Annotated in this window: 17 protein-coding genes; 9 read left to right on the top strand and 8 right to left on the bottom strand. The window is 32.3% G+C overall.

What is annotated here, in order from left to right; all coding sequences use genetic code 11:
• The first annotated feature begins 267 nt into the window (after positions 1–267).
• The 3 genes from fumC (at position 268) to D1816_RS02885 (ending at position 3,559) form a co-directional block, all read left to right on the top strand.
• Positions 268–1,665, top strand: a complete 1,398-nt coding sequence (gene fumC / locus D1816_RS02895) for a class II fumarate hydratase (RefSeq protein WP_066310809.1) — start codon at positions 268–270, stop codon at positions 1,663–1,665.
• Between the two features lie 709 nt (positions 1,666–2,374).
• Positions 2,375–2,797, top strand: coding sequence for a DUF2147 domain-containing protein (locus D1816_RS02890; RefSeq protein ID WP_066310810.1), 423 nt, complete (start codon positions 2,375–2,377; stop codon positions 2,795–2,797).
• Positions 2,798–3,022: 225 nt separating this feature from the next.
• On the top strand, positions 3,023–3,559 hold the full coding sequence (locus tag D1816_RS02885; protein ID WP_066310812.1) for an SRPBCC family protein: 537 nt from the start codon (positions 3,023–3,025) through the stop codon (positions 3,557–3,559).
• Positions 3,560–3,655: 96 nt separating this feature from the next.
• Here the strand turns inward: D1816_RS02885 and D1816_RS02880 are convergent, their stop codons facing one another.
• Positions 3,656–4,939 carry a cystathionine gamma-synthase family protein gene (locus tag D1816_RS02880; RefSeq protein WP_118501117.1) on the bottom strand — a complete coding sequence of 428 codons (1,284 nt, stop codon included), beginning with the start codon at positions 4,937–4,939 and terminating at the stop codon, positions 3,656–3,658.
• 205 nt (positions 4,940–5,144) lie between these two features.
• Here D1816_RS02880 and D1816_RS02875 point away from each other — a divergent pair, with 205 nt between their 5' ends.
• Positions 5,145–5,600 carry an Lrp/AsnC family transcriptional regulator gene (locus D1816_RS02875; protein ID WP_066310817.1) on the top strand — a complete coding sequence of 152 codons (456 nt, stop codon included), beginning with the start codon at positions 5,145–5,147 and terminating at the stop codon, positions 5,598–5,600.
• Position 5,601: 1 nt separating this feature from the next.
• Here the strand turns inward: D1816_RS02875 and D1816_RS02870 are convergent, their stop codons facing one another.
• The 5 genes from D1816_RS02870 to D1816_RS02850 all read right to left on the bottom strand — a co-directional run bounded on the left by D1816_RS02870 (position 5,602) and on the right by D1816_RS02850 (position 16,710).
• A complete protein-coding gene (locus tag D1816_RS02870; protein ID WP_118501116.1) occupies positions 5,602–7,110 on the bottom strand; it encodes a hypothetical protein in 1,509 nt (502 codons plus the stop codon).
• A 17-nt stretch (positions 7,111–7,127) separates the two neighbouring features.
• A complete protein-coding gene (locus tag D1816_RS02865) occupies positions 7,128–8,459 on the bottom strand; it encodes a vanadium-dependent haloperoxidase (protein ID WP_118501115.1) in 1,332 nt (443 codons plus the stop codon).
• A 4-nt stretch (positions 8,460–8,463) separates the two neighbouring features.
• Positions 8,464–12,021, bottom strand: a complete 3,558-nt coding sequence (locus D1816_RS02860; protein WP_118501114.1) for a VCBS repeat-containing protein — start codon at positions 12,019–12,021, stop codon at positions 8,464–8,466.
• 99 nt (positions 12,022–12,120) lie between these two features.
• Entirely contained in the window at positions 12,121–13,611 is a 1,491-nt protein-coding gene (locus tag D1816_RS02855) for a RagB/SusD family nutrient uptake outer membrane protein (protein ID WP_066310822.1), read from the bottom strand.
• A 6-nt stretch (positions 13,612–13,617) separates the two neighbouring features.
• Entirely contained in the window at positions 13,618–16,710 is a 3,093-nt protein-coding gene (locus D1816_RS02850; protein WP_066310824.1) for a TonB-dependent receptor, read from the bottom strand.
• 389 nt (positions 16,711–17,099) lie between these two features.
• On the opposite strand from D1816_RS02850, the gene D1816_RS02845 reads away from it, so the two are divergent.
• The 4 genes from D1816_RS02845 (at position 17,100) to D1816_RS02830 (ending at position 20,964) form a co-directional block, all read left to right on the top strand.
• A complete protein-coding gene (locus tag D1816_RS02845) occupies positions 17,100–17,828 on the top strand; it encodes an SDR family oxidoreductase (protein ID WP_118501113.1) in 729 nt (242 codons plus the stop codon).
• A 176-nt stretch (positions 17,829–18,004) separates the two neighbouring features.
• The gene (locus tag D1816_RS02840) at positions 18,005–18,289 is read left to right on the top strand and encodes a hypothetical protein (RefSeq protein WP_118501112.1); all 285 of its coding nucleotides are present in this window, start codon (positions 18,005–18,007) and stop codon (positions 18,287–18,289) included.
• A 140-nt stretch (positions 18,290–18,429) separates the two neighbouring features.
• Positions 18,430–19,569 carry a T9SS type A sorting domain-containing protein gene (locus D1816_RS02835; RefSeq protein ID WP_118501111.1) on the top strand — a complete coding sequence of 380 codons (1,140 nt, stop codon included), beginning with the start codon at positions 18,430–18,432 and terminating at the stop codon, positions 19,567–19,569.
• 87 nt (positions 19,570–19,656) lie between these two features.
• Positions 19,657–20,964, top strand: coding sequence for a kelch repeat-containing protein (locus D1816_RS02830; protein ID WP_118501110.1), 1,308 nt, complete (start codon positions 19,657–19,659; stop codon positions 20,962–20,964).
• Between the two features lie 8 nt (positions 20,965–20,972).
• Here the strand turns inward: D1816_RS02830 and D1816_RS02825 are convergent, their stop codons facing one another.
• Entirely contained in the window at positions 20,973–22,316 is a 1,344-nt protein-coding gene (locus D1816_RS02825; protein ID WP_118501109.1) for an MFS transporter, read from the bottom strand.
• A gap of 96 nt (positions 22,317–22,412) precedes the next feature.
• The gene (holA, locus tag D1816_RS02820) at positions 22,413–23,417 is read right to left on the bottom strand and encodes a DNA polymerase III subunit delta (protein WP_118501108.1); all 1,005 of its coding nucleotides are present in this window, start codon (positions 23,415–23,417) and stop codon (positions 22,413–22,415) included.
• A gap of 46 nt (positions 23,418–23,463) precedes the next feature.
• Between holA and D1816_RS02815 the strand changes: the two genes are divergently transcribed.
• Positions 23,464–23,907, top strand: a complete 444-nt coding sequence (locus D1816_RS02815) for a type I restriction enzyme HsdR N-terminal domain-containing protein (protein ID WP_233565296.1) — start codon at positions 23,464–23,466, stop codon at positions 23,905–23,907.
• Positions 23,908–23,983 lie beyond the last annotated feature (76 nt).

Genomic DNA, 23,983 nt, shown 5'->3' with positions numbered 1-23,983 from the left:
AAAGATCATCAACCAAAATCCTATTGTAAGGATAGTTAAAAAAGCTAAAAAACCAAGATATTGATCAAATTCGAACATAACGATAATATAATTTTCAATTTTGACAAAGATAATAAGTCTTATGTACATGTCATAACATAAATATCATTTATTTTGAAATTGGCTTTTTCTTAAAAAATTTATATCTCAAAAATTAGCTTCTTTATTCCGAAATAGCGGTTCAAATGCTTAAATTTGCCCTTCAAAAAAAACAAATCATCACAAGTTATGCAATATAGAATAGAGAAGGATACCATGGGCGAGGTTAAAGTGCCATCAGATAAGCTATGGGGTGCACAGACAGAGCGGTCAAGAAATAATTTTAAAATAGGTGCTCCAGCATCAATGCCATTAGAAGTTGTTTATGGTTTTGCATATCTTAAAAAATCTGCAGCATATACCAATTGTGAATTAGGAGTATTACCTATAGAGAAAAGAGATCTTATTGCACAAGTATGCGATGAAATTCTAGAAGGAAAACATGACGATCAATTTCCTTTAGTAATCTGGCAAACAGGTTCGGGAACACAAAGTAACATGAACCTAAATGAAGTTATTGCAAATAGAGCACATCAATTAGCAGGTAATACTATAGGGGAAGGAGAAAAAACATTACAACCTAATGATGATGTAAATAAATCTCAATCTTCAAATGACACGTTTCCGACAGGAATGCATATTGCTGCTTACAAGAAAATTGTAGAAGTAACAATCCCTGGAGTTTTACAATTAAGAAATACGCTTGATAATAAATCTAAAGAATTTAAAGACGTTGTAAAAATTGGACGTACGCACTTTATGGATGCTACTCCCCTTACTATAGGTCAAGAATTGTCTGGATATGTATCTCAGTTAGATCATGGTATAAAAGCATTAGAAAACACATTACCTCATATGGCAGAACTTGCTCTAGGAGGAACTGCTGTAGGTACAGGACTTAACACTCCAAAAGGTTATGCTAAAAGAGTATCAGAATTTATCGCTCAGTTTACAAGTCTTCCATTTATTACTGCCGAAAATAAATTTGAAGCTTTAGCGGCACACGATGCATTTGTAGAAACTCATGGTGCATTAAAACAATTAGCGGTTTCATTAAATAAAATAGGAAATGATATTCGTATGTTAGCTTCTGGACCAAGGAGTGGTATCGGAGAATTAATTATACCAGCAAATGAACCAGGGAGTTCTATTATGCCAGGAAAAGTTAATCCTACACAATGTGAAGCATTAACAATGGTTTGTGCACAAGTTCTAGGTAACGATGTTGCAATTAATGTTGGCGGCATGCAAGGACATTTTGAATTGAATGTTTTTAAACCTGTAATGGCAGCAAATCTATTACAAAGTGCTCAATTAATTGGTGATGCATGTGTATCTTTTGATGAGCATTGTGCTAAAGGTATTGAACCTAACCAGAAAAGAATTACAGAGTTGCTAAATAATTCTTTAATGTTAGTGACTGCGTTAAATACAAAAATTGGATATTATAAAGCGGCCGAAATTGCAAATACTGCTCACAAAAACGGTACTACCTTAAAACATGAGGCAGTTGCTCTTGGATACGTTACTGAAGAAGAATTTGACCAATGGGTAAAACCAGAAGACATGGTTGGTGCATTGAAGTAAAAAATAACCTTCTTTTAAAAAATATAAAAAAAGCCTCATCAAATTTGATGAGGCTTTTTTCTTCCCTTTAATAATTAGTTTTATAATTCCCCCAAATGATAAAACTGATTACTTACTCTAATTGTTAATATTTTTATCTATGAATAGCGTGGCTTGAAGCCTTAGGTAATTCTTTAACAAATTCTAAAATAAAACGAAAATTAATGCCTAGTAAATTCATGATGTTTATGTGTAAAAATTTGTTCATATTTTGTTTTTTAATTCTGATGTAAAGATATTGTGAAGGTACAAACCTCACAAGGGGGAAAAACCCCAAACTTTAAAGATATATTTCCCCCCTAAGTAAAACTATCTATGAATTGCATGGCTACAAGCCTTAGGCAGTTCTTTAAGAAAATCTAATATAAATCTGAAGTTGACACCTAATATTTTCATAATTGTAGATTTTTTACATTGATACTCTATTTAAAAAGCAAGCTTATTAATTTATACAAAATTATGTAATGAGTCTAGATTATAAAATAAGAGGAACTACGTATATTTATTCCTAACTTATACTATAATATAAATTTTATACTCTTTTTATAATTTTAGGTAACCTCCTGACTTTATTAGTATTTACAAACAAAAACGTTAATTCGTTTAATAATTGATGATATTATTATAGTTTCTTTACTATAAATTTAATATTATTGATAAATTTATATCAATGAAATTTATTATCGGTATTGCTATTGCCTTACTTTGTGTGTCTTCTTCGGTTACTTCAAACACCTATATAGGAAAATGGAAAATTACTGGAGGTTCTATTATCGAAATTTACAAAGAAGGAGATCACTTCTACGGAAAGATTGATAAACGAGCAGAAAAACCATTATCTAATTTTAATGGTTTGGATAATAAAAACCCTAAAAAAGAACTTCAAAATCGACCTTTATTAGGAATGGTCATTTTAGATAACCTTAGTTATCAAGATGGTGTACTATCAGGAGGCACAATATACAATGCTGATAGTGGGAAAAGTTATGCTGTAAAAGTTTGGATTAATCAAGATGACACTAACTTATGTTATATAAGAGCATATAAAAGCATCCTATTCAAAACATTTAAGGCGGTTAGAGTTATAAATTAGCTTATTTTCAAACTCTTATTATTTATTAAAAAAACAAACAATGTTTATTTTTTAGGCTTATTAAATCCCGAGTTCTTATCTACCAAATATTATGTAAAAAGGCCTATAATTAAAAAACTCTTAAATTTGTAGATGCCTCTTTTCTAAAATAACATGTTCTTAATCAAATCTTTATTGTTAAAAAACATAATACAATCTAATTTTTAACCGTAAATAAACAACAACATGAAAATTTTGAAAAAAGTAATTATTGCACTTATTGGAATTATTATTATTGCACTTGTTGCAGCCATTTTTGTTTCTAAAGAGGTTGTCTATGAAAAAACAATTCGTATCAATGCACCTATTGATGTAGTATGGGAACATGTAAATAGTTTATCTGATTTAGATGCATGGAGCCCCTGGAATGAATATGATCCTAATATGAAAAAAGAATTGACTGGCACAGATGGTGCTATTGGAGCAAAAGCTAGTTGGGATAGTGACGTTGAAGAAGTTGGGAAAGGTAGCCAAACCATTGCCAAAATTGAGGTTCCTAATCTTCTTGAAACTGACCTTAAATTTTACGAACCTTATGAAAGTGAAGCCAAAGGGTATATTAAATTAAAAAAAGATAGTAATGCAACTGAAGTTACTTGGGGTTTTGAAAGTGAAATGTCTTACCCTTTTAATCTCATGAATCTTTTTACTGATATGGAGTCATTGATGGGTAAGGATTGGAATAAGGGATTAGAAAAACTGAAGAATCTATGTGAAAACTAGGATATAAAATAGGATTCAATACTAAATTTAATATAATAAAAAGCACAGTTAACAGAGTTAACTGTGCTTTCTATTTAAACCATCTATTACTCCTATTTAAACTTCAGTAAGTTCTAGTGTAGCACCTATTTCTATTTTTGATAATGCTTGTTCGAGATCCCATATTAGATCCTTAGCATTCTCTACTCCTATCGACAATCTCACTAATTGATCTGTAATATTCATCTGTTGCATCTGTCCTAGATCAACTCCTGCATGTGTCATTGTTTTAGGATGCTCTGCTAAACTTTCTGTTCCTCCTAGACTTACAGCAAGTTTCATTAGCTTTAAATTATTCAAAAAAGCAAATGCTTCTTTCTCTCCTCCTACAATATCAAAAGATACCATTGCGCCTGGCGCAGAACACTGTTTTTTGTATATTATATGTGCTTCTGTACCTTCTTCTAATAATCCTAAATAATATACATTTTCAACCTTAGAGTGATTATTAAGATAGTTAGCAACAACCTGAGCATTTTGAGTTTGTTGATCCATTCGTATTTTCAATGTTTCTAAACTCCTTAATAATAACCATGCTGTGTGTGGGCTTACCATATTACCCAAGAAAGTACGTAATGTTTTTACACGTATCATCAATTCTGCATTTCCAAGAACAGCACCAGCAATCAAATCACTATGTCCTCCAATATATTTGGTTGCAGAATACATCACCAAATCTGCACCACATTGTAATGGGTGTTGCCATAATGGCCCCATATAGGTATTATCTACTGCTACCAAAACTTTTTTCTCGTCTGTACTAAATTGTTTCGCGATTTGGCTAAAACTTTCAATATCGACTATATCATTGGTTGGATTGGCTGGAGTTTCCATAAAAATCATGGCTAATTTATCTGCTTTGCCAGAATCTTTAATCATTTGAGTAACCTCATCCATACTCTGGTCCGGCATCACTCCTATGGTATGTACTCCTATTTTATCTAAAAAATGATGTATAAAATGATCTGTACCCCCATACAAAGGGTTACTATACACTAATAGATCACCTGGTTTTAAAAACTCTAACAATACTGTACTAATTGCGGACATTCCACTTTCAAAGACTGCACAATCATCAGCTTTGTCCCAAAGACAAAGTCTATTTTCTAATATTTCAAGATTAGGGTTGTTAATTCTACTATATATAAGTCCTAATTCTTCTTTAGGAGATTTTTCTCTTAACCCATATGCTAATTCAAAAAAAGCTTTTCCTTCTTCTGCTGTTTTAAAAACAAAAGTAGATGTTTGAAATATTGGACATTTTATCGCTCCTTCAGATAATTCTGGTTTATAACCATACGTCATCATTAAACTCTCTGGATTAAAATCGTGTTCTTTCATATGTCTTTTTTGTTATAGAAGTTATTTAGAAAAAAATTGAAGTATTATATACTATCATTGATTATTTTTCACTTCATAAAAATACTTATCAAAGAATTAAAAACCACAAAAACATCTATTTTTAGAATTATTTTAGTTTAAATTTATTTTTAAAGAATATTATTCTATTTTAGTTTAAATTATTAATTTATTTTAGAAAAATAATATGGATAAGATAGATCGGTCAATTGTATATTTACTTCAGAAAGACGGAAAAATTACAATTAAAGAAATTGCAGAAAGACTTAATTTAACAACTACTCCAATTTTTGAGCGAGTTAAGAAACTAGAACGTGAAGGCTATATTAAGTCATATAAAGCCATACTTGATCGTAAAAAAATAGGCCTGCAATTGATGGTATTTTGTAATGTAACGTTAAACCTTCACCAAACAGATTATTTAAAAAAATTCGAAAAAGATATTCAACAATTTCCAGAAGTCGTAGAATGTTATCACGTTGCCGGGATGTTTGATTATTTGATTAAAATCTATGCTGAAGATATGGAGCGTTATCAAGACTTTTTATCCAATAAACTTGCTTCATTAGAAAATATTTCTAAAGTCCAAAGTTCATTTGTAATGACCGAAGTAAAAGATTCTACCTACTTACCTATTCCATAATTTATCTCCAAATCCCGTTATACTGTGGTCCCATGTATTCTCCCCAATCAATAGGAGCTCTTTTTTTTACCTTGAGTTCTGTGCGTTCTATGATTCCGTTTTTAAAAGAATATAAATTTTGCCCGTCCTTTGAATAACAACTAATGATATCTAACCAGCCATCGTTATCAATATCTGTTATCAGGGGTGTAGTCCCTAAATTAGATCCAACCTTTAATGGTCTTAAGGATACGGATGATTTATCCTTAAAATTAAGAACTTTAAGACCATTTAAATAAAATTTAGCATCAAAACCAGAGTTTGGTATTACTCCATATTCATTTGTTGCAACTAGTGCTTCATCAAAATCATTATTTATAAAATTATAGACAGTAGACGATGCATACTGAAAAACACCAATAGTATCTGCAGAAACTAACTTTCCTTCTTTTCCATCGATTAAAATATGAACAGCTTGTCTTTCTTCTGACCAGGGAGCAAAACTAAAACCACTGTAAAAATCTGGAACTTTATCATCTCCTACAAAGTAACCAATTGCTGGTACAGTATATACATGAAATTTATCATCTAAACTTACTACCCAAAGTTCTTCATTTGTTTTTCCGTTAATACAAAACGTTTTACCCTCTACCGCATTAGCTATAATATCTTTAATTCCATCTTTATTTACATCGACTAAAACAGGAGGCGCAATAAAACCTTTTTTTATTCCCTTTGCTAAAATCTGCGCTTTACTGCCACTGTTCGTTAATAAATCTCTAAGATATATTTTATATAAATTACCTCGAATTGTCTCTCCTCCAGATCCAAAAATTATTGAAATATCATTATCATTTTTAAATTTGTGTACTATTGGAGACATATATGTTTCTTTTCCGTCTGGCATATCTATACTATGCAATAGTTTTCCGGTTTTACCACTTACTATCATTAATTTACCAGAAGGTCTCACTGTATCATCATATGGCATTGCTTTTACAAATCCTCCAAATGATACAAGAATATCATGCACATTATCATTATCGACATCAGGTAAAAATTGTGGACTATAAAAATTAAGTAGTTTAGGATCATTTACTAAATCCATATCTTTTAAATTAGGCAAATACTCCCAAAAAAGTTTTCCTGTAGCTCCATTAATAGCATACAAAATTGCTGATCTACCACCTATAAATACATCATCTACTCCATCATTATTAATATCTTTTAGTATTGCCGAGCTTATTACCTGATTTCTTGCGGGTACTTTCCATAATAATTCTCCATTTCTGCCATCTAAAGCGATAACACCATGTTGAATAGAATCAAATTCTGTTCCTGCACCTCCTAAGATAATATCTTTGATACCATCATTATTAAGGTCTGTTGCTCTAGGTGAAGAAGTAAACCCAATTTCTTTTATCTCTTTTTCCCAGCTATTTGCTTCAAAATCTTTTTCTTTAGGCCAAAAAACAAAAGCCAATATTGCTACCAAACATAAAATAGCAAGTCCCAGTATATATTTCTTCATGAATAAATCTTAATCAATTAGTTCTTTTTAATGAGTTGTTTCGATATGTAATTACCTATCTGATTACCTTGTTTTACACCATTGGTTATGGCAGGCATATAATGAATACCTCCGTAGAGTCTACTTATAGCAGCTTCTTCAGCCGCAGCTTTAAAAGATACAAAAGATCGTATAGGAAGTCCGTACTCGACTTCTGTTGAATCTGTAAAAGCAGTCTGATGCCCTAACATTTCAGATAACATTGCTGCCGATGCTGCAGAAGCAACACTGTGACCACTGGTATACTCAGGAAAAGCAGGAGTTTGTAAGACTGGTCTCCAACTTTTATCAATGTATCTGTTTATATATGTTTCTGGACGAATAACTACGGTCTTATACTTATCATTCCAACAACTAATAAAACTATCGGCAAGAGTTACAGATAAAAACGTAAATACTCTAGCACGCTCTATAAAACCTAAATCTTGTTTTTTAGAAACATGAGACGCTATCAACATCCAATGCGCCCCAGGAGAAATTTTTTGTTCAAATTTCATAATATGACCGGTATGTGTAGAAGCGTTGGGATTACAATCCCAAAATTTCGCAATCTCTAATTGCTCTGTAGAAGCATTTCTTACAGCATCATAAACTTCTATAGATTCCTTATAGAATGGAGATAGCTTATCTATATCAAAATCTGTCGGTTCTCCTGATGAAAATTGTCCTGCAGAATCTATAACAAATGTTCTTAATCTATGCCAATTGGGTTCTATTGGCTCTAAAAAATCCGGTGGCGTAGGTTTCCATGTTCCTTCACCTTTATCGTTTATAATCTGTGAATGATTATTTCTACTTTTATAGCCATCATTATTTGCCCATTTTTTAATATGATCAGCAACTAAAACACCGTATTCAACAGAATTGTTTATTACTTCTTGCGAAATTCCAAAAGTTTTGATCTTTTCTAGATATACTTTCCTTTTATGGGCAACTATATCATAACTATATACCAGATCTTCTGCCACCATTGAAAATCCAATAATAGCGGCAATTTCAAAATTGTACTTTTTTTCTTTTTGCGGCTCAGGTATATCTTTTAAATGTTTTATAGTATTTGATAATGATACTAAAGAAGTATCTGTATTTGTTAGAATTTCATGAGCTGTAATATTTGGATAGGCATAAATTCTACTTGCAACCGGTGGAGAAAATATATCTTTTACCATAATATCAGTAACGATCTTGTTCCAAATATTTAATTGTTCTTTTGAATAAATTTTGAAGGCCTCATCATCATAAGCCTTAGGACTACAACCGATAGTACTAAATATCAAAATACTCAAAGAAAATATCACCAATACTCTCATATCTTTATTTTATTTTACGTGATATACCTTTTGAATCATAAATAATAACTTCGCTCATATCTGATGTAATCTCCAGTTGTCTTGCATTTTGAGAAAGATAAGAATGTCCATAATAGAATTCTTTTTTAATAGTTGTACCATTAACAAAGCTAATTTGAGCATACTGATCTAATGGTGCTAACTTAATAATTTGTCCTGGAATTTTGTCGTTTATTTCCAAAGCTTTAAACTCTCCTGAGTTACTACCTACTGTAACTATAGTTTTTGTATTCATTGTAACACTTGCAACACTTTTTTGATCTCCATCAAGAAACAAACCACTTTCTATAGGTTTAGAAACACTTAGATTACCTTTACCATCTCCTAGCATCAAAACACCAAGAGAGGCATCTAATTTACCGTGTATAGGCTCGATCGTATGAGAGTTTCCAACTAGTAATGCATCAAGATTACCATCCATATTTAGATCCTCTATCAATATACCATTAATGGGTGCTACTTGACATTGCCAAGGCAATTCTTTTATTTTAAAAGTACCATCTCCTAAATTTTCTACAAAACTTGATGTCAGGTATTTGGTATCTAAAATTAATGCATCTTTAGTTTCTTCTTCTGTTAATACATGTCGAAATGAAGCTGTAGAATATGTTACATAATCTCTAAATCTTCTTTTAAAGCCAACAATTTGATCGTTCATAGCATCTCTATTATGAAATACCATTTCTTTACGTTCTCCTTCTTTAGTGGTGTTATAATAAGTTAAAACAGGGTCTATTTTATCGTTTTTATCATAATCTCCCGCATATAATCTAAGAGGTTCGGTAGTGGTCGCTTCAAAAATAGTATTTGTTCCTAAATTACCAATTATATAATCTATATCTCCATCTTTATCAAAATCACCACCAGCAATACTATTCCACCATCCAGATGTGCCTTCTAATCCATTTTTCTCATAGTTTTCAAACTTCCCTTTATTATTTTTAAACATGCTAATCTCCATCCATTCTCCTACTAGAATTAAATCTACCCAACTATCATTATCAAAATCAGTCCAAATAGCATCAGATACCATTCCTGGAAATTGCAAAATTTCTGGTGTACTATCAACTAATACACTTTCTTTATTTTCTAAAAGATAGCTTCTAGGAGCTGTGGGATATTCGCCCATTTTTACCTTTCCTCCTACAAATAGATCGATATCTCCATCTTTATCATAATCTGCCCCTTTTACTGCTCCTCCACTGGATTCTATCTTTGGTAAATTATGAGATGTAGTAAAATTTCCATTTCCATCATTTATATATAATCTATCCTGATAATGTTTAGACTGTGCACCATACTCTGACCCACCACTTACCATATAAAGATCTAGGTCCTTATCATTATCAACATCGAATAGCAGACACCCCATATCCTCATACTCTTTATCATTTATAGGTTCTGAACGCGAAAAATCATTGTCCTGTTGTATAAAAAAAGAAGTCGTGTTTCCTATAGATCCACCCAGGATTATATCATCTTTTCCATCTCCATTTACATCTCCTATTGATTGCCCCGGACCTTCTTTAGAATACATTTTAAAAAGTAACGGTTCATTCTTAAAGTCCACATATCTATTTTCTTTATGCATATACCTAAGCCCTAAAGTATCCGTGTTATTTTTGAAAAGGTAATTATTGGCGGTTACTTTTACTTCTTTATTATCTACCTTTTTATACGTAATATCGAGAACTTTGTTTATATCAATAGTATACACCATTTGGCTCTGGTTATCTGGCCATAATATCTCGAGACTATCGACAGTTTTTAAAGCTCCTAAACCAAAATGAATAATTTCTCCCATACTAGACATATAACCTCTTACATATGAATGAAAATAGGTCTGTATTTTATTCTTTGTATGCAGTTTTAATGTAGTTCCTAGACCTTCTTTATTTTTTCCTTTATACTTTAACTTTACCTTGATATAATTGGCTTTATGAATTTTATCATTTTGTATTGAATTATTCTTATACAACAAGGCATCTTCTTTAAAATTATTTGTTACTAGTTCTAAATCACCATCATTATCAAAATCTGCAAATGCCACACCATAAGAAATGGAAGGTTTCTTTACCCCTGCTTCCTTAGAAATGTCTAACATCTCCATATTACCCAAGTTTTGATACAGGTAATTACTTTCTAATACTGGTTTTGTTGCATTTTGCGCCTTAATTTTAAGTGCTTTATATGCTTCTGACGTACCTATATTTATATGCGCATCTAATCCAAAAACATGATCTAAATCGTTAATATCTTTCGGGTAACCGTTTGTAATGTATAAATCCCGATTACCGTCATTATTATAATCTGCCCATAAAGGAGCCCAGCTCCAATCTGTCGCATAAATTCCTGACATGCAGCCAATTTCACTAAAACTCTGAGTTCCCTGAGTATTTTTACCTCTATTAATCTGCAATGTATTTCTTACAAATTGCGGAAGGTATCCAACCTTAACACGTTCTTCATAAAGATCATAGTTAATAGGCATTTGCATTCTCTTTTTTCGTTCATCTAAAGAAGGTAACATATCTAATACAGTTATATCCATTAATCCATCAGAGTTAATATCTGCGATATCCACTCCCATACCATGAAAAGTTGTGTGTCTTAAATATTCTTTGGCTTTATTTGTAAATGTCCCATCTTGATTATTAATGTACATTAAATCATTAGATAGAAAGTCATTAGCTATATAAATATCAGGCCAACCGTCATTATTTAAATCATTAATCGCTATACCTAATGAAGAACCTTCTTTTGTAATACCTGCTTCTTTTGAAACATTAGAAAAAGAACCATCTGCATTATTCTTAAATAAAAACTCTTGAGTTTTTTGTGAAGTTGTAACAGTAGTATCTAGATATATTTGGTTGCGGTAATTCATTATTTGAGAATTGACCGCTACTATAAGATCCAAATCATCATCTTTGTCATAATCAAAAAAGGCAGCTTGTGTTGATACATTTGTAACTCCTATACCATAAAGTGCTGCTTTTTCTTTAAAAATTGGTATTCCTTCCTTATTTAATCCTTGATGCTCGTAAAACAAATTAGGTTCTCCTTTACCTACTGTACATATATAAATATCTTTAAAACCATCTCCATTAATGTCTGCAAAGGTTGCTCCTGTTGCCCAAGAATCACTTAATAAACCGCTCTCTTTTGTTATATCCTGAAATTTAAAATTACCTAAGTTTTTATAGAGTTTTGAGGGAACTTGATTTCCGGAGAAAAAAATATCTTCTAAACCATCATTGTCAAAATCAGCAACCATAACTCCTGCCCCGCTATGATAAAAACTATTCTCCATAATATCCAATTCTTCTTCGCCAAAAACCATATTCACGAAATCAATATTAGAATCTTTAGGACCTATTAATTCGAATTGTTTATCTGTGTTGTTATTGCAAGAACTTATACTTATTAAAACCAGAAGAAAAAAGACCGCTTTTATTATTTCTTCATTATCCAACCAATTTACCCAACTGATTTTTTGTTTTTTATAGATTTCATTACTCATATACTCAACTTAAAATACCTGAATATTATTCTTTTCGTTAATAAAAGAACGATTCCCTTAAAATAAAGAGAATCGTTCTTAGGCTAAATTAATGTGTTGTTAATTTGAATAGCCTTCATTTTGAGGCAATCTTCCTCCATAATTATCAATTTCTGCCTGTGGTATAGGCATTTTTTCATTTTTACCTACCTGGAAACCGTATTGCTCTAATATGCTCTTTCTATTAGTTCTTATCAAATCATGAAACCTTAAACCTTCGAGATTTAATTCTACTCGACGCTCATGATAAATAGCATCTAATAAAACTTGCCCGCTTAACCCTGTTATATCTGGTAACAAAGCATTATTACCTTCTCTTGCTCTTTGTCTAATTCTGTTCACATATTCCATCGCTGTATTAGGGTCTGATTGATATATTGATTCTGCATACATTAAATAAATATCTGCTAACCGTAGTACCCTCCAATTATTTGATCCATCTGTTGGTACTGCTGGAATTGGATAATCCGTAAAAGGTGCATAGGCAACTTTCTTACCAAAATAAGCATTATTATCAGCATCTAAGGGGCCATATTCTTGATTTGGTACAAAAAATAAACTATGATCTAGTCTTGGATCGTCTGTTTCGAATTCATCCAATAATTCTTGCCTTGCTTGTACAAATCCCCATCCTGCATAATTGTCGTTACCTTGTCTCGGTCCAAAAGCTGTTCCTGATGCTGATCCTAAGGTTATACTACCCCATCCTTGGCCTGCTTCTGTAAATTGCACTTCAAAAATAGATCCTGGTCCATTCTCTCCCGTAGATTGCCAAATTTCTTTATAGGTTGGCGCTAAAGAATATTCACCTAAGTCAAATAATTGTTCAGAATACTGCTTAACCTGTGGTAGATCATTTTGTAAAGCATTAGCCCTAACCAAAAAACCTAAAGCTGCACCTTGTGTTGCTCTACCAATATCTGCTGCTTCATATTCTGATTTTTTAGGAAGCCTAGACAATGCTTCTAAAAGATTCTCTTCTACAAATGCCCATGTTTCCTCTTCAGTACTTCTGGGTACATCAAGATATTCGGCAGGAGTTGCCAGATTTTTTGGGTAAATAGGTACGCCTCCAAACCATTTTGCCAAATCCATATAATATACAGCTCTTAAAAAATAAGCTTCCCCAATTATTCTTGTTTTTAAAGCTTCATCCATATCAATACCTGGAACATTCTCTAACACTTTATTAGCATTTAATATTCCTTGATAAGATTGTCCCCATCTATCTGTAATTTCTCCGATAGTCGGCGTTATTGTATAGTTTTCTTTTTGAGCCAAACTTTCGTTATCAGCGGGATTTCCTCCCCCTTTCCATGCATCATCGGTACCGATGTTACCGTATCCATAATCTCCTGCAAAGGCAGCGTAACGTTGTCTTAGATTTCGATACGTAGCATTAATAGCTAAAAGTGCATCATCTTGGTTTCTAAAAAAAGCTCCCGGTGTATCCACCGCTACACCATAAGGTGTAGTATCCAAGAATTCATCAGATTTACATGCTCCTATAAGTATAAGTAGCATGCCGAGTATATAAATTCCTTTTTTCATAATTTTTTATAATGTTAAGTTAATTCCGAATAGAAGCGTTCTTGGTTGTGGGTAAACCCCTCTATCCAATCCTAAAGTACGATTATTAGGACCTGTAGCATCTTCAAAGAAAGTAGTCCCAATTTCTGGATCAAGTCCAATATCATAATTATCCCATGTTATTAAGTTTTGACCAGAAAAATAGACTCTAAGTTTGTCTACATGCAGTCGATCAATAACTTCTTTTGGGAAATTATATCCTAATTGAACTGTTTTAAGTCTTAAGTAAGATCCATCATATACATACCTATCAGACGTTCTTACATTTTTTGTATTATCTACTGTTAACCGTGGTAAAGTGTTAGAGGTGCCTGGACCTGTCCATCTTCCTAAAGCACTTCTAGTAAAGTTAGATGATAATTCAGCTTCAAAGAAATAAGGTAAGGCTGTAAAAATATCATTCCCTTCTACTCCTTGGAAAAATAAACTTAAATCAAATTGTTTATAATCAAAATCTAAATTAATACTATAGGTAAAATCTGGGTGTGGAGATCCTATTTGTACTCTATCATCACCATCAATAACATTATCACCATTTTGATCAACATATCGAATATCCCCAGGTTGATTAACTATGTTTGGATTTGTCTGATCTCCCGGGTTTGTTGGTCCCGCAGCAACTTCTGCAGCATTTTGATAAATACCATTAGTTTGTAATCCATAAAAATAGCTAATTGGAAAACCAGCTTCAGTTCTTGCAAAGTCTTCAAGAATCGCAGCTGTACCACTAGCAATAAAACCACTATCTCTATCCAAAGAAGTAACTTCATTATCGATCATATCCATATAACCGGTAGCTCGAATCCCAAAATCTCCAAAACGTTTTTTATAACTTACAGAAAACTCCCAACCTTTATTATTTATTTCTGCAATGTTAAAATTGGTAGTATCACTTAGTCCAGATGTTTGTGTTAATGGTAATATAGGGAGAATTGCTCCATCTGTATCCTTATCAAAATAATCTACGGTTATTGAAAAATCATTTAAAAAAGATATGTCAATACCAAAATTTGTACTTACAGCACGTTCCCATTTTAAAGATTGATTAGCAATTTGTCTTGCTGCAGCTCCACCAGAACGTGCACCATCAAAAACCACATCAAAACCAGAAGTCGGACCAGCTTGCAAACGCGGAAGATATCCAAAAGTACCTATATTACGATTTCCTACTTCTCCATACCCTCCTCTTAACTTTAACTGATTTATAAACGAACTATTCTCTAAAAATTTTTCATTATGCACATTCCATGCAGCTGATATTGCTGGAAACCTACCAAATCTTTCATTTTCTCCAAAAACGCTTGCTCCATCCCATCTCATAGTACCTGTAAGTAGATATCTATCGGCAAAATTGTAACTTACTCTAGAAAAATAGGATAATACAGCCAAAGGAGTTCTACTACCAGCGGCAGAAGTCGTACCACTACTAATATCAGGATCATTAATAATATCTGGTATATCTACAGTAGTGGTTGTACTTATAAACGATTCTGATTCCTGTTGTTCATGACCTATCAAGGCAGTAATATTATGCCTACCTATTTCTTTAGCATAGGTTAATACATTGGACCAAGTATACCCAGTAAATCTATCTGACCTTGTCTGTAATCGTCTTTGGTTTTGAACAACACCTCCATTTTCTGCAAATGTAGTACCTGTAGGTAAATCAAAATCATAAGCTTCACGAGTACCAAAACCTGGAGCATATGTACTCACAAAGTTAAAATCCTTTAGAAAGTCAACATTAACATAAGCATTTAAACCAAAATTCCTTCTTATATCATTGTTTGTATCAAATCGAACTTCGGCTAAAGGATGTATTGCTGTTCTATTAACGGGAGCTGTAAATCCACCATTTTGATCAAAAAACGGAAGATATGGTTCCCAAGCCCAACCATTAATTGCCGATTGACTTTCTAAAAAGGCACCAAAAGAACGTCTTGTATTTTGATCAGTAATTGAATATGTAATTCTATGACCAAACTTTATATTATCATTTACCTTATACTCATTATTAATTCTAAGGTTATGTCTATCAAAATTTGAGTCTCTTAAAGTTCCTTCTTCATTAACATATCCATAAGATACAAAGTAGTTTACTTTTTCTGTTCCTCCTGATAGTGATACTTGTTGATTCTGAAAAAAACCTGTTTGTAAGTTTAGTGTCCCCCATTCAAAAGTAGGTAACGCTGCAGCTTCGGCATTTGTAAAACGTGCCGGTTCACCAGAGTTTGTTAATCCCTCGTTTATTAAGCCCGCATATTCTTGAGAATTAAGAACATCAAGTTCTCTAATTTGATTACGTGTACCAATACTACTATTGATATTTATTTTTAGTTTCCCTACTCTTCCGGCCTTTGTGGTAACTAAAATTACACCATTTGCCCCATTAGAACCATAAATTGCTGTAGCAGAAGCATCTTTAAGTACTTCGATAGATTTAACATCTGATGGATTAATGTTGTTTAGGTCACCTGGCACGCCATCTATAATCACATAAGGTGCCGTATTGTTAATAGTACCTGTACCACGAATACGAATTAATGGTGCAGCACCTGGCTGCCCTGAATTAGCTATTACACTAACTCCGGGTGCTCTTCCTTGAAGTGCCTGAGTTGTAGAAACCACTGGAGCTCTTACAATTTCATCAGCGCTGATAGAACTAATCGCTCCAGTAAGGTCACTTTTTCTTTGTGCACCATATCCAACAACAATTACTTCTTCAAGACTTTGAGAATCTTCTTTCATTGTAATTGAAAGTGAAGTTTGAGTGCCAATGGTTACTTCTTGTGGTTCAAATCCGATATAAGAAAAAACAAGGACTGAATTTATTGGGACGTTGTTTAATACAAAATTTCCATCAAAATCAGTTTGAGTTCCACTTGTTGAATTCTTTATGAATACGTTTACTCCGGGCAAAGGTATTCCGTTATCAAAAACCTTTCCGGTAATAGTGTTTGTCTGTGCATGCACGCATATCACAGGAATAAGTAAAACCAACAATACCAGCAACCACTTGCGATATTGACGATGTTTTACGTTAATTACAGTTAATTTCATAAGTTTTAATTGATTAGTGTGTGTTATTTGTAAAATTTTAACGTAAAAGTATATCCGAGGTAGTTGTATCGACGGAACAAATCTTTTTTAGACTACAACAAATCTTTTCAAGCCTGCAACAAATGGTTTTGATCAGATGATTTAAAAATATTAGTCCATTTGCATGTAATTATTTTATTTACAAGTATTTAAACAAAATAAATGATGAGTTTTATCTCTTACATGTGTTTCGTACAAACTAATTTATCCTGTTAAACCATAAGTAATTCACAAAAGCCCACATTTAAGTTTATCAAAAGAGCTTAACAAAAAATTTAGAATTCGAGATTTATATTTGTTTTGAATATAAATCTTAGTATTAGCACTAACAAAAATCAAAAGACATAAAAATGAATTTAACAGACGCAAAAGTATTAATCACAGGAGGTAACTCTGGTATAGGAAAAGCCACTGCAAAATTACTAAAAGAAAAAGGCGCTCAAGTAGTCATTTCTGGACGTAATGAATTAACTCTTAAAACTACAGCAAATGAATTAGGAGTAGCATATATAAAAGCTGATGTTACCGATGAGAATCAAGTAAAAACAATGGTTAAAGAGGCAAAAGACAAGATGACCGGACTTAATGTACTTATCAATAATGCTGGATATGGATATATTTCAAAACTAATAGATATTGATCCCAGTAAGTTTACCGACCAATTTAAAACCAATATTTTAGGAGCAACTTTATGTGCGAAAGAATCTGCTAAACTTTTTGTTTCTCAGGCATATGGCAATATTATAAATATAGGCTCTACATCTTCATTAAAAGGTTCACCAAATGCTTCACCATACGTAGCTACTAAATTTGCTTTACGAGGTATGACCGAAAGTTGGAGAAATGAACTAAGACCTCATAATATAAGAGTGATGCAAGTAAACCCAAGTGAAGTAATGACTGGGTTTGCTAATAATCGTGTAGATGTTAACTTATCCGAAAAAAAATACACCGAAGCCGAACAGCAAACAAAACTACGTGGTGAAGAAATTGCTCACACAATTAGTAGTTTATTAGAAATGGATGATAGAGGTTTTATTACAGAAGCGACTGTTTTTGCAACAAACCCAAAAACATAGTTAAAATTAATATCTAAAAAGAAACGTGCAAAATACAGATGTAATTTAAAGAATTAACAGTAAAACCATTTGACATAAGGTTTTGGAAATATGATATAGGATTAAGAATATGAATTTCGTTCTAAACATAAACAATTCAATATATTAATAATCTAACTCTTAAAACCTAATTAACAATGAAAAATTTTAACAACATGGCAGGTAAGCTCTTCTTACTTTCCTTTATTTTATGTCTTGGTTTTATACCCACAATAAACGCTCAACTATGGCAAGGTAAAGGTAGAATTGCCATAAGTTCTGACGGAAATCAACATGATAGTGACGATTGGGGAGCAACGGCAGTAACACTAGCTATTATTGCCAATCGAGGATTACAGAATAAAGTAGTTCATTATGACTATGCAAATCACGTTTGGAATAACGACAATTTTTTGAAAATCAAATTACAGAAAGTGCATTAGGGGCAGCAGACCGTTTCGGTTTTGATAAATCAAAGTTTCATAATGGTTTTAGAAATAAAAATATAGCCATAAATAGTTTAAAAAATGCGGTTAATGCATCTTCAGCAAATAATCCTTTATTTCTAATTGCTGCAGGACCAATGGAAATTCCGTATCAAGGGATCCTTGCTGCAAATCCCAACAAAAGAAAATTTGTAACCGTTATTTCTCATTCACTATGGAATAACTTTCATGGAGATTGTGATGATGGTTTAAATTGGACAGAATGCCACCCTGGATCTCATCAAAGGAGGCATATTGAACCTCTAGGTGTAAAATGGGTTCAAATATCTGATCAAAATGAAAATAAGTTCTCCCCTGGAAGTGATGCTGCCTGGAATTTTCTTAATAACCTTAATGGCCAATATGACAGAGCTTATGAATGGACTTATTCTCGTGTAGTAGCCGTTAGAACCCCAGGAGATGCTTCTGATGCAGGTATCGCATATTATCTTTTTACTGGCGATCAAAACGGTAATACAACCAAACTTAATAATTTAATGAGAAGTGCGCCAGGCGGAGGTGACGGTGGAAATGGTGGTACCGGAGGTACCGTAACCATAAAAGCCCAAAGTATCAATAAATACATCAGTTCTGAAAATGGTAGTAGATCTATGCGTGCAAATAGAAATAGTGCTGGAACACAAGAAAGGTTCACTGTAAGATCAGAAGGAAATGGAATGGTAAGTTTTAAAGGTAGTAATGGTAAATTTGTAAGTCATGAAAATGGTAATAAAGCTATGAATTGTAATCGTAATGTAGCCCAAGGTTGGGAAAAATTCACTCTAGTGCCTCAAGGAGGTAATGTATATGCGATTAAAGGAAGTAATGGTAGATATGTTAGCCATGAGAATGGTAGTAATAATGGAATTACTTGCAATCGAACTGCTATCGGCTCATGGGAAAAATTTGTTATCAATGGACTTACTTCCAATAGAGCAAAAGAAAATGTATCTCTAAAAGAATTAAATTTTAAAAATGAAATTGTTTTATCCCCTAACCCACTAACAACAGGCAATTACAATTTACAAATTAGTTCATCTAAAAACCTAAGTTCTGCATCTGTAGAAATCATAGATGTTTTTGGAAAACTAATTTTAAGTAAGAAATTAGGAACAGTAACTAAAGGGAATATGATGGTTGCTCTAGATAAAATAAGAAACACTATGAGCTCTGGACTTTATTTAGTGAATATAAGTTTTGATGGAAACAATATCATGAAAAAAATATTTGTTGAATAGCTTAATCTTAAAGAGAAAACAGGATAGTTTATAAATTTTCCTGTTTTCTCTATTTAATTAAATACAGACCTATTATTTAAACACACTATGTACAATTTAAACAAATATATTATCTGCTTTTTTTCTATTTACTTCATAGGATGTATTAATGTGATAATTGCTCAAAATGTCTGGATAGATAAAAATGAAAATCAAGATTATGTTGCAAGGCATGAATGTTCTTTTGTACAATCTGGCAATACATTTATACTATTTGGAGGTCGAGAACAAGCCAAAAGACTTGATGTATATAATTATAAAGAAAACAAATGGACTCTAGGTGCTTCTGCTCCAATCGAGTTTAATCATTTTCAGGCTATAGAATATGATGGATTGATATGGATTGTAGGTGCTTTTAAAAGTAATAATTTCCCTAATGAAGTTCCAGCTGATCATGTTTATATGTATAACCCTGCACTAAATGCATGGTTGAAAGGTCCCGAAATTCCAAAGAATAGAAAAAGAGGTGGTGCCGGACTTGTTATGCACAATGATAAATTTTATTTAGTTGCAGGAAATACAAAAGGTCATAACGGAGGTTTTGTTTCTTGGTTTGATCAATATGATCCATTAAATAATACATGGAAACAACTTAATGATGCTCCTAGATCAAGAGATCACTTTAGCGCGGTAGTTATCAATGATAAAATTTATGCTGCAAGTGGTCGAAAATCCGGAGGTCCTGGAGGTACATTTGCTCCCCTGATTCCACAAGTTGATATTTATGATTTAAAAACGAAAAGGTGGTCTACATTAGAGAATGGTCAAAATTTACCAACTCCAAGAGCTGGAGCTAGCTGTGTTAATTTTAATAATGAACTGTTCGTAATCGGTGGTGAAGGTGAACAATCGGGTCCTGCATTTAAAAAAGTAGAAGCATACAATCCTTCAACAAACCAATGGACTACAAAAACAGATTTAAATTTTGGTAGACATGGTACACAAGCTATAGTTTCTGGGCCGGGGATATTTATTGCTGGTGGATCTCCGGTACAAGCTGGCGGAAGAATGCATAATATGGAGGTATATAATAATGATAAGCCTGTTGGAGTTGCTATAGAAGCAAGTATACTTACAGCTAGTAATAAAATTGATTTCGAACCCAACCAAACCAAAAATATTCCTATTATTTCATCTGGTGGCAATGCAGGTAATTTCATAAGTAAGATTGAAATTATAGGGGTTGATGCTTCGAGTTTTAAAATACAAAAATCTATTTCTCATCACCTAATCAAGTCTAGCACCAAACAAGATATTACCATCACTGCTAGTACTTTACAAAATAACAAGCAAGCAAATCTGGTTATTACATATGACAATCAAAAGAAATTAATCATAAAATTAGCCATCTTATAAGTAAAAGTTTAGTTCATTTTTGATTGAAGATCTATAATAGCTTCTTTATTTCTATAATGATTAATGACTACTATTAAAAATATGAATAAAAAAATCCCTGCTCCTATTACAAAAATTAAAGTTTGTATCTTATCAAAGAGCACTCCGCCTAAAATTAATCCAAAAATACTTGCAAAACTACCCATGCTATTCCCGTAACCTTGAATAGCTCCTTGCATTTGGGGGGTTCCTGTTTTTGACAATAAAGACAAAAAATTTGGCCACATTAAACCATTTCCAATAGACAATAAAGTATTTGCACAATACATTATAACAAGATCAGAAAAAGAAAGGAAATAAAAACTTATTGATAGTAATATCGAACCAATCGCTACACATGCGATATTAGATATTTTTCCAGATAAATAAGATAGTAAAGGACCTTGCACCAAAATCATTACCAAACTAGAATATGCTAAAAAAATGCCCAGTTCTACTGCAGACCACTTAAGTATTGTAAGTGCATATATTGGTAGTCCCGCATAAAAAAGACTAAAAGCTAAAAATGTAAAGAAATACACACTATATAGTAAAGGTAACGAATCTAGTTTCAGAATTTTAAACAACGAATTCGAAGTACCATCATCACTACTATCCCTATCGTTATAGCAATCTTTATGTTCAACTTGAAAAAAACGTCGAAAAGAAGTAAATTTTAATCTACCTGTATCTACTACACACGGATTACTTTCGGGTAATTTTAATATGATTACAAAAATTGCAATCAAAGAAATCAAAGCAGCTAGAATAATTGGCAATTTTTCTTCTAAAAAAGTAGAAGCTAATACACCCGCTATTGCAGGTCCTAGTACAAAACCAAGGCTTGTAGAAGCCCCCATTATTCCAAAATTTTTATCTCTATCTTTATCCGTAGAAATATCGGATAAGTATGCATTAGCGACCGAAACATTTCCCCCGGTAAACCCATCAAAAATTCTAGCAACAAACAACAAGAGCAAGGGCAATGTCATTATGTAACTTCCCGTATATTTAGAATCTGTATTCCAAATTATGGTTTCGGGAATGATAAAGGCCAATAAAAACAATAGCCAGGCAACAAAAGTACCTACTTGACTGATGATCAATACTTTTTTTCTTCCTATTTTATCTGATAGTTTCCCCAAAATAGGAGCGCCTATTAATTGAAAAAAAGGATACATCGCTCCTAAAACACCATAAACAAAACCATTACCGCCTAAATCTGTAACGATAAATATTAAAATAGGAATAACGATACTATACCCCAAAATCCCTATAAAATTGACTAATAGAATTGGAAAAATTGCTTGATTAAGAAAACTAAATCCTTTCATAATCTAAAAATAAGATGCATCACCCTAAAAGCTTGTTAAACAATTACTAATTAAAAAAAACATTCTAAGGTATGAGTCTATATAACTGAGAAAAAATTATCTCATGATCTTGACGAGAAGTTCTTTTAGAATATCACCTTGAGGTAAGTTTGATGCACCAACTCCTTTGCTTTTAACATCGGCATCTCTAAGTAAACCGACTATTTGACTTACTTTTTTCATAGGATAATTTTGTGCAGCTTCAGAATAGTCTTTTACAAAATATGGGTTTATTTTTAATGCACTAGCTACACTACGTTGCGATTTATCCGATAATCCATGGTACTGTAAAACTTGCGAAAAAAAACTGTATAATAACGAGATTGTAACAACCAAGGGGTTATCCTTAGGGTTTTGAGAGAAATACTTAATAATTCTATACGCTTTTATCTCATTACGGGAGCCGATTGCTTTTCTAAGTTCAAAATTATTGAAATCTTTACTAATACCTATATTTTCTTCTATTTGAGTTGCTGTTATTTGAGATCCAGCAGGAATAATAAGCTTCAATTTTTCTAGTTCATTATTAATTTTACTTAAATCAGTACCTAGAAACTCAACTAACATTTGAGCAGCCTTTGGTTCTATATTATATTTTGCTCCCGCTAAAACACGTCTTATCCAATCAGAGACTTGATTTTCATATAGTTTTTTACTTTCATATATAACTCCGGTTTTAGCAACCGTTTTATAAAGTTTTTTTCGCTTATCTATTTTCTTATACTTATAACACATCACAAGAACAGTAGACGGTTGTGGGTTCTCGGCATAGTCTCCTAATTTTTCTATAGTTCTGGATAAATCTTGTGCTTCTTTAACAATAACAACTTGTCTTTCTGCCATCATTGGAAAACGTTTAGCATTGGCTACAATATCATCTATAGTCACATCACGACCATACAACACCATTTGATTGAACCCTTTTTCTTCTTCTGCAAGAACATTTTTATCAATAAACTCGGCAATACGATCAATATAATAAGGTTCTTCGCCCATTAAAAAGTATATGGGCTTAATATCCCCTTTCTTTATATTACTTACAATTTGTTTTACTTCGTCCATTCAAAAAAAATCGTCAAATTTGCTCGAACCTTTATTAAGAGTTAAAATGCAAGAGTTAAACTTTCCAGCATATAAGTTCAGGTTCAAAAGTAGCGAAAATAAAGTTTCTATTTTTGACCGAATTCGTAAAAAATTTATCATTCTTACACCAGAAGAATGGGTAAGACAACATACAGTTCAATATCTAATTGAAGAAAAAAAATATCCAGAAAGCCTGATCAATGTAGAAAAACTTGTTAAAGTAAACGATTTAAATAAACGTTATGATATTATTATCTATAAGCCAAACGGTGATATACATCTTATTGTAGAATGTAAATCCCATAAAGTAAAGATCACTCAAGAAGTATTTGATCAAATTGCTCGTTACAATTTAGCTTTGAATGCAGAATATTTAATGATCACTAATGGAATGGATCATTATTATTGTCAAATGAATTATAAAGAAAAACAATACTCCTTTTTAAAAGATATCCCAAGCTATAAATAAGAATAGGTCTTAATTTTGATCTTTTTCTTATCGAAACAAAGCTAAAATTTAAATAATCATTAATCTAAGATTAAAA

The sequence above is a fragment of the Aquimarina sp. AD10 genome (assembly GCF_003443715.1).
In the GTDB taxonomy this organism is placed as follows: Bacteria; Bacteroidota; Bacteroidia; order Flavobacteriales; family Flavobacteriaceae; genus Aquimarina; species Aquimarina aggregata.
The sequence above is the reverse complement of the archived record's forward strand: the minus strand, read 5'-3'. Positions and strand labels throughout refer to the sequence as shown.